Origin of the sequence: Lentzea californiensis, from assembly GCF_024648825.1 — a bacterium.
Lineage (GTDB): Bacteria > Actinomycetota > Actinomycetes > Mycobacteriales > Pseudonocardiaceae > Lentzea > Lentzea californiensis.
This window is the reverse complement of the sequence record NZ_JANBBE010000024.1, coordinates 12542-24746: the sequence shown is the minus strand read 5'-3', so window position 1 is coordinate 24746 and position 12205 is coordinate 12542. Positions and strand designations below refer to the sequence as shown.

The 12205-nt window shown below is 69.0% G+C and carries 13 protein-coding genes; 7 read left to right on the top strand and 6 right to left on the bottom strand.

All coding sequences use genetic code 11. The annotated features are described in order from the left end of the window. Window positions 1-25 precede the first annotated feature (25 nt). The 4 genes from LX88_RS42695 to LX88_RS42680 all read left to right on the top strand — a co-directional run bounded on the left by LX88_RS42695 (window position 26) and on the right by LX88_RS42680 (window position 2060). The gene (locus LX88_RS42695; RefSeq protein WP_090068082.1) at window positions 26-298 is read left to right on the top strand and encodes a hypothetical protein; all 273 of its coding nucleotides are present in this window, start codon (window positions 26-28) and stop codon (window positions 296-298) included. Window positions 299-398: 100 nt separating this feature from the next. Beyond that, window positions 399-719 (top strand): WhiB family transcriptional regulator, encoded by a 321-nt coding sequence (locus tag LX88_RS42690; protein WP_090068084.1) that lies wholly within the window; start codon window positions 399-401, stop codon window positions 717-719. Window positions 720-1005: 286 nt separating this feature from the next. Further along, entirely contained in the window at window positions 1006-1878 is an 873-nt protein-coding gene (locus tag LX88_RS42685) for a class I SAM-dependent methyltransferase (protein ID WP_258953439.1), read from the top strand. Beyond that, window positions 1875-2060 carry a hypothetical protein gene (locus LX88_RS42680; RefSeq protein ID WP_258953438.1) on the top strand — a complete coding sequence of 62 codons (186 nt, stop codon included), beginning with the start codon at window positions 1875-1877 and terminating at the stop codon, window positions 2058-2060. Before LX88_RS42685 ends, LX88_RS42680 begins: the two co-directional genes overlap by 4 nt. A gap of 190 nt (window positions 2061-2250) precedes the next feature. On the opposite strand, the gene LX88_RS42675 is transcribed toward LX88_RS42680, so the two are convergent. The 4 genes from LX88_RS42675 to LX88_RS42660 form a co-directional block, all read right to left on the bottom strand. Further along, window positions 2251-2793: a hypothetical protein gene (locus tag LX88_RS42675; RefSeq protein WP_258953437.1), complete on the bottom strand. Its 543-nt coding sequence runs from the start codon at window positions 2791-2793 to the stop codon at window positions 2251-2253. Between the two features lie 85 nt (window positions 2794-2878). Next, window positions 2879-4189 (bottom strand): ABC1 kinase family protein, encoded by a 1311-nt coding sequence (locus LX88_RS42670; protein WP_258953436.1) that lies wholly within the window; start codon window positions 4187-4189, stop codon window positions 2879-2881. After that, window positions 4186-4986 (bottom strand): TOMM precursor leader peptide-binding protein, encoded by an 801-nt coding sequence (locus LX88_RS42665; protein ID WP_258953435.1) that lies wholly within the window; start codon window positions 4984-4986, stop codon window positions 4186-4188. Before LX88_RS42665 ends, LX88_RS42670 begins: the two co-directional genes overlap by 4 nt. A 45-nt stretch (window positions 4987-5031) precedes the next feature. After that, window positions 5032-5187 carry a DUF5679 domain-containing protein gene (locus tag LX88_RS42660; RefSeq protein ID WP_169746029.1) on the bottom strand — a complete coding sequence of 52 codons (156 nt, stop codon included), beginning with the start codon at window positions 5185-5187 and terminating at the stop codon, window positions 5032-5034. A 195-nt stretch (window positions 5188-5382) separates the two neighbouring features. On the opposite strand from LX88_RS42660, the gene LX88_RS42655 reads away from it, so the two are divergent. Beyond that, on the top strand, window positions 5383-5910 hold the full coding sequence (locus LX88_RS42655) for a M48 metallopeptidase family protein (RefSeq protein WP_090068096.1): 528 nt from the start codon (window positions 5383-5385) through the stop codon (window positions 5908-5910). Window positions 5911-5979: 69 nt separating this feature from the next. On the opposite strand, the gene LX88_RS42650 is transcribed toward LX88_RS42655, so the two are convergent. Further along, a complete protein-coding gene (locus tag LX88_RS42650) occupies window positions 5980-7299 on the bottom strand; it encodes a zinc-dependent metalloprotease (protein WP_258953434.1) in 1320 nt (439 codons plus the stop codon). A gap of 44 nt (window positions 7300-7343) precedes the next feature. Here LX88_RS42650 and LX88_RS42645 point away from each other — a divergent pair, with 44 nt between their 5' ends. Then, the gene (locus tag LX88_RS42645) at window positions 7344-8423 is read left to right on the top strand and encodes a YlbL family protein (RefSeq protein ID WP_258953433.1); all 1080 of its coding nucleotides are present in this window, start codon (window positions 7344-7346) and stop codon (window positions 8421-8423) included. Window positions 8424-8537: 114 nt separating this feature from the next. Here the strand turns inward: LX88_RS42645 and LX88_RS42640 are convergent, their stop codons facing one another. After that, window positions 8538-9077: a PPA1309 family protein gene (locus tag LX88_RS42640; protein WP_258953432.1), complete on the bottom strand. Its 540-nt coding sequence runs from the start codon at window positions 9075-9077 to the stop codon at window positions 8538-8540. Window positions 9078-9171: 94 nt separating this feature from the next. Here LX88_RS42640 and LX88_RS42635 point away from each other — a divergent pair, with 94 nt between their 5' ends. After that, a complete protein-coding gene (locus LX88_RS42635; RefSeq protein WP_258953431.1) occupies window positions 9172-12171 on the top strand; it encodes a UPF0182 family protein in 3000 nt (999 codons plus the stop codon). The last annotated feature ends 34 nt before the right edge of the window (window positions 12172-12205 follow it).

Here is a 12205-nt window from a genome sequence, read left to right as displayed (position 1 = left end):
TCTCGTTCGGAGGAGGTGGCCCGTTGTGAAGATCTTCAGCATCTCCCGCGCGCTCGGCCTCCCGTTGACCGAGGGCTTCTGCACGTCCGCATCCACTCAGGCCATGTGGCAGACCTCTGCCCACAAGCCAGTGGCACTGCTGGGCCGCGAGCGGGGCACCGCTCTGCGCGGAATCGCTCTGGCTGGTGCCGAAGTGCGCAGCGAGCAGCCGATCGCGCTGCCGGTCATCGATGACGTCGACAACTACACGAATGCGCTGTCCGCGCATCAAGTGAGAAGGCTCCTGCCGACCCCCTAGAACGGGGTCGAAGGACCACCAGGCTCACGAAAGCCGCGGACTCGTACAGAGTCCGCGGCTTTCGTGTTTTCGCAGTACCCCACACAAGGAGAAAACCCTGATGTTGACCGCGACTGTCCCGCTCACCGGAGAGGGACTTCCGGACCTCGCGGAGGGGCTCGACATCCCCTGCCGCACCCACAACCCCGACCTCTGGTTCGCTGACGCGCCTGCTGACCTCGAGAAGGCGAAGTCCTTCTGCGGAACCTGCCCGGTTCTCGCGGAGTGCCTCGCCGGCGCGATCGCACGTCACGAGCCGTGGGGCGTCTGGGGTGGAGAGATCTTCGAGCGCGGAGTCGTCATCGCGCGCAAGCGGCCCCGTGGCCGTCCGCGCAAGGACGCGACTGTTGTCACTGCCAGCAAGACGGAGGCGGCGGCGTGAACACCGTGCATCTGAACCACAGCGCAATGCCCGCCTACCTGAACGAGGCCCTGACTCCCATGTCTCTGAATGAAGAACTCGTCCGAATACGAATACAAGAAGCCCAGAGGTTCGCAGAAGAGCAACGCCTGGCGAACCGCCTCGCGTCAGCGCAACGTTGGCGCAGGTTGTCGCGATGGGCGGGACGCAGAGCGGCTCGCTTCGACCTCTGACAGTCTCGAGCTGAGGCCGTCATCCACGAGAAGGTGGATGGCGGCCTCGGCCGTTCCTCCGTACCGTTCCCTTTGTGCCGCACCACACTCACGACGGAATCGACTGGTCAGCCCGCCTCCACGCGATGAGGCGCTACGGCTCGCTGCAGGCGGAGGCGCTGACCTCGGTCGCCCGCAGACTGGTCGAGCCCTTGCCCGACTCGCCGGTCGTGATGGACGTCGGCTGCGGCGCGGGATCCATGAGCGTGCCGCTCGCCGCGGCCCTGCGAGACCACGGCGGAGGCGTCCTGGTCCTGGTCGACGCCACCCCCGAACTGCTGGACGCGGCCTGCGCCGCGGCCCGCGCGGAAACCGACGGCGCCGTGTCGGTGAAGCCGGTGCTCGCCGACCTCGCCGCCGAAGCCCCGCTGTCGTTCGCCGGCCCGGTCGAGCTCATCTGGGGCTCCCGGGTGATCCACCACCTCCCTGATCAGTTGCGCGGAATGAAACGCCTTGTGGAAGCCCTGGCTCCCGGCGGCTGGCTGGCCCTCGCGGAAGGCGGCCTCGAAACCCGCTTCCTCCCGTGGGACCTGGGCGTCGGCTCGCCCGGCCTGCAGGACCGCATGGCCGCGGCCCGCGCCTCGTGGTTCGTGTCGATGCGCGAGAACATGACGGGCTCAGCCCGCCTCCCGGTCGGCTGGAACGTGGCCCTGGCGGACGCGGGCCTCGGCGAGATCAGCGCCTTCAGCTTCGTCGTAGACCACCCGGCCCCTGCCAAACAACTGGTCCGCGACTGGGCGGTCGACCGCCTGACCTGGCTGAACGAGATCACCGGCACCCACCTGCACCCCGCCGACCGCGACGCGCTCCGCCGCCTGCTCAACCCCTCCGACTCGGAGTACGTCGGCGCCCGCGAGGACGTGTTCCTGCTGGAAACCGACACCGTTCACGTGGGGCGGCGCCGGTGACCGCAGGGGCGGAGCCGGTGTGCCACAGATGCGGGCGGCTGCGTTCCTCCGTTCCCGACCTGGATTTCCTGGCCTGGTCGTCGGAGCGGACCGGCGGATCGCTCCGGTGGTTGTGTCAGGTGTGCTCGAAGACCCACGTCCGGGACATCGAGGGCAAGCTGCCGGACGAGTACTGGCGCTGACCTGCCTGGCTCTGCGGATCGCGCGGTGCGGCGCGCGTCCGACTTGAGGTGGGATCGAGTTGAGGTGGCGCGGGATCTCAGGTGAGAGCCCGCCGGGATCTGGCGACACGAAACTCGAGAGTCCGCTGGTCAGGTGACGTGAAATCCCAGGGCCAGACGGCATGTCGCGTGAGAGTCGTCCGGCCTGCCGTCAGATCGGGTACCGGTGGCACAAGGCCTGTCTGACCAGGGCCGTTCCCCGCCGGCTGCTCACCCGTAACTCCTCCCGGAGCTCCACCGGCGTGCACAACCGCGCACTCACCACGGCGTCGAGGATCTCGGCGATGGCGCGCGGGTTCAGCTCGCGCCGGGCCAAGTCGAGGGCGGCCCGCGCTGCACGCGCGAGCCTCAGGCCGTGGCGTTCCACCACGGCCGGCGGACGGGTTGTGCGTTCCAGCAGAATCCACGGATTCGCTCTTCGCACATTGCTTCCCGCGAGGACGTGAATGTGCCGCGGAAGAGAAAGTGCGGCTCCTTGTCGAACCAGTGCGTCGGCTCCTGTGATCACCGAAGAAGGCCCAGCGAAAGAAAGGACCGCGCGCAGTCTGTCGAGGCGAGTGGCCGGTGCGGGGGTGGTCAGGACTACGCCGGGCAGCAGCCGCTGCCATGAGCCGGCGGGGGTGCAGTGGCGCAGGACCTCCCGTGCGGAGATCCCGGATTTGCGCAGTTCAGCGATGGTCGCGATGGGTGCCATGGGTTCATCGTGGCGCAGCTGGAAGCGGTCGGAGGGGGCTGAGGGCCAAGCTGTGGACAACTCAGCCTCAGTTCACCCGGACGAGTTAGTCGGCGAATCCCGGTTGCCACCGTGCGACGATTTCGTGCGCGGTCACGTGGGCGTCGAGTTGGCAGAGAATGCCCGTCGCGCCCATTGTCACGCGGTGGATCAGCAGGTACTGCGGTGGCAGGTTCAAAGAGCGGCCCGTCTGCGAGTCCGGGCTGCGCAGGTCGCCCACTCGTTCGGCCTGCGACTGCAGCCAGCGGCGGGTGAAGTGGAACGACTCGGCGCGCAGCGGTTCCACGAACGGTGCCAGGTAGCCGAGGACGTCCTCGCCGTGCAGTTCCATGCCCTCGCGGATGAAGTTCTCGGTGCGCAGCAGTTCGACGAGGTCGGCGGAGCGGCCGTCGAGGGCCAGCCTGGTCATCAGGCCCAGCGTCTTGGGCAGGCCGTCGGGCAGGCGGGCCACGGCGCCGAAGTCGATCACGCGCAGGCGGCCGTCGTCGCCCAGCATGAAGTTGCCGGGGTGCGGGTCGGCGTGCAGCAGGCCGGAGCGGGACGGGGCGGAGAAGTGGAACTCGGCGAGCAGCTGGCCCGCCAGGTCGCGGTCTTCGACGGAGCCCTCGCGGATGATGTGCGACAGGCCCACGCCGGAGGTCCACTCGGTCACCATGACCTTGGGCGCCGAGGCGATGACGCGGGGGACCAGCACGTGCGGGTCGTTCTCGAAGGCCTTCGCGAAGGTGCGCTGGTTCGCGGCCTCGTCGCGGTAGTCGAGCTCCTCCAGGTACCTGTCGCGCAGCTCCTCCAGCAACGGGCGCACGTCGGTGCCGGGCATGATCGCCTGCAGCAGGCGGCTGAACCGCAGCAGCTGCTTCAGGTCGGCGCGCAGGGCCTCGTCCGCACCGGGGTACTGGACCTTCACCGCCACGTCGCGGCCGTCGTGCCACACCGCGCGGTGCACCTGGCCGATGGACGCCGACGCGGCCGGGACGTCGTCGAACTCCTGGAAGCGCTTCGTCCAGGACGCGCCCAGCTGTTCGGCGAGCACGCGGTGCGTGGTGCGGGCGGGCATCGGCGGGGCCGCGGTCTGCAGCTTCGTCAGCGCCTCGCGGTACGGGGCCGCCAGCTCGTCGGGGACGGCCGCCTCGAACACGCTCAGCGCCTGCCCGAACTTCATGGCCCCGCCCTTGAGCTGGCCGAGCACCGCGAAGACCTGCTCCGCCGTCTTGGCCGTCACCTCGGCGTTGACCTCGTCGGCCGCGCGTCCGGTCAGTCGCTTCCCCCAGCCGCCGACAACCCGGCCGGCCACCCCGAGCGGGAGGCTCGCCAGCTTGGCGGTGCGCTGCACGGCCTTGCGCGGAATCTCGGTCACTCGGCCATGTTATGTGCGGAGCACTGACAGTCCGGGTGCGGATACCAGCTTCGCCTCTCAGCAACACCGGACATGAGGTCGAGCTCGAGAGTGGCGTTCACCACGGGCGGAGGGGTCTGGTCGCGGCCGCGGACGTAGCTCAGCGACTCCAGGACCTGCGCCACCGCCAGCGCCGCCGTGCCCGACGCGAACAGCACGTCGGTGGAGGCCGGCCGGCTGGCGAGCTGGGCCGCGATGACGGGCCACGCCGGATCCTGGTCGGCGCGGTGCAGGTCCGCGCAGTTCAGGCACGAAGAACGACCAGGTAGGACCAGCGGCCCCACGATCCCCACGCCCTCACGCACGCGCACGGCCAGATGCGGCGTACGGAACGCCATCAGCGTGCCCACGAGGTTCGGATCGGGGACGAGCGTCGCCGCCAGCACGGTCAGATCGGCGTTGTGGGCGAGCTGAACGCTGGATTCCACCAGGAGCGAAGTGATGGAGAGCGCGAGGTGCCCGGACCCGTGCACGGCGGCCGTCCCACCTCTGGCCGCAGGACCGTCGTCGAGCAGACCGGCCTCTTCGAGTGAAGCGAGGACTTCACCCAGCTGGGTGGGGTTTCCACCTCGGCTTTCCAGCCTTTCACCCAGTTCAGCGACAGTGTGCCGGCCGTCGAGGGCGATCAGTTCGTCGACCAGCGCCTCGGGCAGCGCGTCGATCACGACGGCGTGCTTCGGGTCGATGCCGACCTGGACGACGCCGGGGGCTCTGCGCACCACGGCCAGTCCTGTACGCACGCGAGGTCTTGTGTCCACGACGGCAAGACTGGCAGGGGGCGTGGCCCCCTGCCAGCGCAAACGTCAGACCTTGGCCTTGCCGAGGATCCGCGTCATCTTCGTACCGCAGACAGGGCAGGTGCCCTTCGCCATGCGCCGCCCATTGGTCTCCTCGACGTTGCCGTCGAAGTCGCGCTTCTCGCGACACTTGACGCAGTAGCCGTTGTAGGTGTCGGCCACAGCCCCTCCCTTGCAGTTGTGAGTGCGGACACACTCGGGGACCTTGGCGCGACGGTACCTCCGCAGGAGCGCGAAACCGCGCATGTCGATCCCGCGCGTGTCCAGCCGCCGTTCGGTGGAACTTCACCCGCCGGGTGCGCGCCTGCCGCCGGTTGGGGGCCGAAAATTGTCGGTGACGGCGTTTACGGTGACTGCATGGCCGAACCGCGGGTGGAAGTGCGGCGGAGCCCCCGGCGCCGCCGCATGGTCAGCGCGTACCGGGAGGGCGACACCGTCGTCGTCCTTCTGCCGGCACGGATGACCAAGGGGGAAGAGAAGCACTGGGTGGCGGAGATGTTGAGCCGCCTCCAGCGCAGTGAGACGCGCAGGAAGTCCCCTGCGCGCACATCGGACGAGGCGCTGATGGCGCGGTGCGCCGAGCTGTCGGCGCGCTACCTGGACTCGCTGGCGGAGCCGGTGAGCGTGCGCTGGGTGCCGCCCATGCGCACGCGCTGGGCCTCGTGCACGCCTACCGAGGGCACGATCCGCGTGTCCGAGCGGCTGCGCGACGTGCCGCCGTGGGTGCTCGACTACGTGCTGGTGCACGAACTCGCGCACCTGCTGGTGCCAGGGCACGGCAAGGACTTCTGGGAGTGGGTCCACCGCTACCCGAAGACCGAGCGGGCCATGGGCTACCTGGAAGGTCTCTCGGCCGCCGCAGGCCTGGGGATCACAGAGGACTGAAGATCCTGACGAACGTGAAGCGCCCGGCGAGGGTGTGCTCGCCGGGCGCTTCACGTGTCAAGGTGCTGGTCAGGCCTCTTCTGGCTTGTCTGGCTTGCCGCCGTTCTCGGACTTGCCCTCGCCCTCGCGCATGGTGCGCTCCAGCTCGGCGATCGGGTCCTCCAGCGCATTGCGGGTGTTCGTCAGGCGCTCCGCGAACTCCAGCGGGTCGTCGAGGTCCTCGGCGGTCGGGACGAGCTCGGCGTGCTCCCACACGCTGTCGCGCACCTCGACGCCGTGCTGGTCGCCGACCAGCTTCCACAGGGCCGAGGCGGCCCGCAGCTTGCGCGGACGCAGCTCCAGGCCCACGAGCGTCGCGAACGTCTGCTCGGCCGGGCCGCCGGAGGCACGGCGGCGGCGCAGCGTCTCGCGCAGGGCCGGGGCACCGGGCAGGCGGTCGGCGACGGCGGCGTCGACCACGACGTCCACCCAGCCCTCGACGAGGGCGAGGAGCGTCTCCAGGCGGTTCAGCGCCGCCTTCTGCTCCGGGGTGGTCTGCGGCTCGAGCAGGCCCGAGCCCATGGCCTCCTCGATGGAGGCCGGGTTCGACGGGTCGATCTGGCCGGCCAGCTGCTCCAGGGCAGAGGTGTCGACCTTGATGCCCTTGGCGAACTCCTCGACGGTGTCGAGCAGGCGCTGCCGCAGCCACGGCACGTGCGTGAAAAGGCGCTGGTGGGCGGCCTCGCGCGCGGCGAGGAACACCATGACCTCGGACGCGGGACGCTCCAGGCCCTCGGTGAACTTCTCGATGTTCGCCGGCAGCAGCGCCGCGGTGCCCTCGGGACCGAGCGGCAGGCCGACGTCGGTCGAGGTCAGCACCTCGGCACCGAGCTGCGCCAGCGCGTTGCCGAGCTGCGAGCCGAACGCCATGCCGCCCATCTGGCCGAGCATCGCGAGCAGCGGGCCCGCCGCCTGCTTGGCCTCGGCGGGCATCGCCTCTACCCAGGCACCGGACATGCGCTGCGCCACCGGGTCGCACAGGCGCTGCCAGGTCGGGATGGTGCGCTCGATCCAGTCGCGCGCGGTCCACGCCTGCGTGGTGCGGGTGCCCGCGGGCAGCGACGTGACCGGGTCGAGCCACATCTCGGCCAGGTGCACGGCGTCGGTGACCGCGCTCGACTGGTCGGCGGCGAACCCGATCGTGGTCGCCGTCGAGGACAGCTGCTGGAACGCGATCTGCTTGGCGAGGTCGTAGTTCACCGGCCCGCTCGACGAGCCCGCGTTGCTCAACATCGAGCCGAGTTGGCTCAGCATGTCGCCCAGCTGGCTGAAGTCGAACGGGTTGTCTCCCGGCTTCCCGCTCTTGTCGTCGGGGTCGTGCGGGCTGAACCCGAACGGCACGTCACTCATGCCTCTACCGTACGCGGACGGACGTGGTCGTACGCTGTTCAGCCGTGAGTGAAACCGTCACGACCGCACCCCCACCCGCGCCCCCGCCGAGGGAACGCGGACTGACCCGCCGGACGTGGACGCTGATCGTCAGCTTCCTAGTGGTGGCGGCGCTCGGACTGCTCGGCGGTTTCGCCAGAGTCCCGTACGTCGCGCTGGGCCCCGGCCCGACCTACGACGTGCTCGGCCAGGTCAAGGACGCCGACGTGGTGTCGGTCGAGGGCCAGGACACCTTCCCCACCAAGGGGACTCTGCGCATGACGACGGTCTCGCTCACCGACGACGTGTCGCTGTTCGGCGCGCTGGGTCTGTGGTTGTCCGGCCGCTACGCGCTGGCGCCGCGCGAGGAGTTCTTCAAGCCCGGCGAGTCGGAGCAGCAGGTCCAGGAGAACAACGAGCGCGCGTTCAGCGAGTCGCAGACCGCGGCCGAGGTCGCGGCGCTGAACCACCTCAAGTATCCGGGCATGGTGATCGCGAACCAGGTCACGAAGGGCAGCCCGGCGGACAACGTGATCCCGCTCGGCGCCCGCATCATCTCGGTCAACGGCAAGCAGGTGCAGAGCGCCGCCGACGTGAGCGGCGCGCTGGAGAACACCAAGCCCGGCGACCGCATCGAGGTGGCGTTCGAGAAGGACGGCACCTCCCAGTCGACCCAGCTCACCCTCGGCACCCGCGACGACGGCCGCCCGGCGGGCTTCATCGGCATCTCGCCGGTCGACCGCGCCGACGTGCCGTTCAAGATCAAGATCAGCCTGTCCGACGTGGGCGGTCCCTCGGCCGGTCTGATCTTCGCGCTGGCGATCGTCGACAAGCTGACGCCGGGCGAGCTCAACGGCGGCAAGTCCATCGCGGGCACCGGCGAGATCACCGGCGACGGCACCGTGAAGCCCATCGGCGGCATCGCCTTCAAGATGGTCGCCGCGAAGGAAGCGGGCGCCACGGCGTTCCTCGTGCCCGCCGACAACTGCGCGGACGCGAAGCAGCAGGCCCCCTCCGACCTCAAGCTGATCAAGGTCGAGAACCTGACGGACGCCGTGTCGTCGCTGGAGGCGCTCAACGCCGGCAAGGACACGCCCAGCTGCTGACCCGGCCGCGACCCCGGCGGGTGGTCGCTGTCCGCTTGCCGCGAACATCGGGCAACGCATCACAACCCCGGCGCGATCACGTGCCGGGGTTGTGCCAGCCTGGGGATGTGACGACTAGGGCCGCAGCGTGGCGAGCAGGGCGTCGGTGAGGTTGGGCGCGAGTTCGGGGTGCTCGACGAACTCCTCTGGCACCTCGACCGTGCCGCGCAGCCTCAGCACGCAGGAGACCGAGCCGTCGCGCAGCACCGCAGCCACCAGGCGCGCCTCGCGGCGGGCGGGGTGTTCGGCGGCGAAACGGCGGGCCGCCTCGTCGTCCAGCTCGCCGTGGCTCAGCTCCGTCTCGGCCTCCGGCGGCAGGACGACGATCTCCTGGGCCAGGGCGCACCCGCTGACGGCCGGGGGCCACTCGATGCCCGCGAGCGCGTCGGCCAGGTCGCCCGACAGCTCGTCCTGGGCGATCGGCGTCAGCGGGCTCGACTCGGGGTCGAGCTGGTTGCGCAGCTCCGGTTGCTGGTTGAGCAGTTCTGAGGTGGCCACTAGGGCGAAGAGTTGCGGGGGCTGCTCCCAGCCGCCTGCCGCTACGAACTCCTCAACCTCGCGGGCGACCGTCGGGAGGATGACCGCTGGCGTTTCACTCGCTGACACGCGTGTCATCGTAAGACTGCGGACTTCACGGGAACCCAGGGCGTCGTCCGTAGAGTTGGACTAAACGTACGTATCGATTTACCGCGATCCAGGAGCGTGCCTCGTGGCCACACGGCCTCCGGTCGGACTGCCGAAACTGTCCCGGCGAAGCCGAATACTGCTCATCGTGGGTGTTGTGCTCCTGTTCGGTCTCATCACGGGATCGCGGCTGCTCGACACCTACGTGAACTGGCTGTGGTTCGGCGAGGTGAAATTCCGCGACGTCTACAGCACAGTCCTGCTCACCCGCCTGGCCCTGTTCGTGGCCGTCGGGGCCGTGGTCGGCGGCGTCGTCGCGCTGAACCTCTTCCTCGCGTACCGGGCACGGCCGGTGTTCGTGCCGGTGTCCGGACCGGACGACCCGGTGGCGCGCTACCGCACCGTCGTGATGGGCCGGGTCCGGTTCTTCGCGATCGGCATCCCCGTGTTCGTCGGGTTGATCGCGGGCGCGTCGGCGCAGGCCGACTGGCAGCAGATCCAGCTGTTCCTGAACTCCCAGCCGTTCGGCGTGACCGACCCGCAGTTCGGGCACGACATCGGCTTCTACGCGTTCCAGCTGCCGTTCTACGAGTGGCTGCTGTCGTGGCTGTTCATCACGGTCGCGGTGTCGTTCATCGGCGCGGTCATCGCGCACTACCTGTTCGGCGGCATCCGCCTGGCCGGTCGCGGCGGCCAGCTCTCGGGTCCCGCGCGGCTGCACCTGGCGCTCGTCGCCGGCGCGTTCGTGCTGCTCAAGGCCGTCGCGTACTTCTTCGACCGGTACGCGCTGCTGCTGCACGAGAACGAGAAGTTCGTCGGCGCGAGCTACACCGACCTGAACGCGGTGCTGCCGGCCAAGCTGATCCTGCTGTGCATCGCGGTGTTCTGCGCCGTCGCGTTCTTCGCGGGCGCGTTCATGCGCAACGTGCAGCTGCCCGCCATCGCGACCGTCCTGCTGGTGCTGTCGAGCGTGCTCGTCGGCGCGGCGTGGCCCGCGGTGCTGGAGCAGTTCTCGGTCAAGCCGAACGCCATCCAGAAGGAAGCCGAGTCGATCACCCGCAACATCGCGGCGACACGGCAGTCGTTCGGGCTGACCGACGACAAGGTCGAGACGAAGCCCTACGAGGGCAAGCAGAACGTCAGCAACGACCAGGTCAAGTCCAACGACGCGGCGACGCTGGGCAACATCCGCCTGCTCGACCCGGCGGTGCTCTCGCGGACCTTCACCCAGTTCCAGCAGCTGCGGCCGTTCTACGGCTTCCCGAACAAGCTCGACGTCGACCGGTACACAGTGGACGGGAAGCTCCGCGACTACATCGTCGCGGTGCGCGAGCTGAAGCTCGACAGCCTGCCGCAGGGCCAGCGCGACTGGATCAACCAGCACCTCATCTACACCCACGGCAACGGCTTCGTCTACGCCGAGGCGAACAAGGTCAACGCGGTCGCCGACGAGTCCAACGGCGGCTACCCGGACTTCAAGACCGGTGAGGTCAAGTCCAACGGCGACGTCGGCAACGTGCAGAACGGCATCAAGGTCGACCAGCCGCGCACCTACTTCGGTGAGCTGTTCGGCGTGAACGACTACTCCATCGTCGGTGGCCGCCCGGCCGGTTCGGCGGCGGAGTACGACACGGACGCCAAGTCCTACACCTACACCGGCAGCGGCGGCGTTCCGATCGGCAGCCTGTTCAACAAGCTCGCCTTCGCGGCGTACTACGGCGAGCGCAACATCCTCTTCAACCAGTCGATCGCGGACGACTCGAAGATCTTGTTCAAGCGCACGCCGCGCGACCGCGTGCAGGCAGTCGCCCCGTGGCTCACGGTCGACAGCGACCCGTACCCGGCAGTCGTCAACGGCCGCATCACCTGGATCGTCGACGGCTACACCACGCTCGAGAACTACCCGTACGCGCAACGCACGCAGCTCGGTGACGCGACGAACGACTCGCTCACCGCGGACGGCGTCGTCATCTCGCAGGTCAACAAGCCCGTCAACTACATCCGCAACTCGGTCAAGGCCACTGTGGACGCCTACGACGGCACGGTGAACCTGTACCAGATCGACGACAAGGACCCGGTCCTCAAGGCGTGGATGGGCGTCTTCCCGAACACGGTGAAGCCGGGCAGCGAGATCTCGAACGAGCTGCGCCAGCACTTCCGCTACCCCGAGGACCTGTTCAAGGTGCAGCGGCAGATCCTGTCGAAGTACCACGTCTCGTCGCCGTCGGACTTCTACTCCGGTGTCGCCTACTGGGCACCGCCGCAGGACCCGACGATCGACAACGTGACGACGGCCGACGCCCAGCGCGACGCGGCGAGCAAGCGCCGTGACGCCCAGCCGCCGTTCTACGTCCTCGCCGGTGACTCGAGCGACCCGAGCAAGGTCCGCTTCCAGCTGACCAGCCCGCTCGTCCGCGAGAACCGGGAGTTCATGGCGGCCCACGTCTCGGTCGGATCCGACCCGGACAACTACGGGAAGATCAGCGTCCTGCAACTCAGCCAGGACGCGAAGGGCCCGCAGCAGATCCAGACGCAGTTCCTCACGTCGGACAACGTCAGCCGCGAGCTCAACCTGCTGACCCAGCAGAAGACGACGGTCGTCTACGGCAACCTGCTCACGTTGCCCGTGGGCGGAGCGCTGCTCTACGTCGAACCCGTCTACATCGAACGGGCGTCGAACAACACGTCGTACCCGCAGCTGTCCAAGGTGCTCGTCTGGTACGGCGACCGGGTCGGCTACGCGTCCACGCTGAACGAGGCGCTGGACCAGGTGCTCAGCGGTGCCGGCGCGGTCGTGCCGCCGCCGAGTGACAACAACGGCAACGGCCAGACCTCCACGCCGCCGACCACACCGCCCACCAACAGCGCGCTGAGCCCGGAGCTGCAGAAGGCGGTCACCGACATCGACGCCGCGCTGGCCGACATCAAGAAGGCCCAGCAGAACAGCAACTTCACCGAGCTCGGCCAGGCGTACGCCAAGCTGGACGACGCCACGAAGAGGTTCAAGCAGTACAACACCGGGGCACCGGCAGCGCCACCGACGGGTCAGTCGTCGGTTGTGCCGAGCCCCACACCGTCCGGCTGACCTACCGATTTGCATTACCTGCTCCACCCCGCGT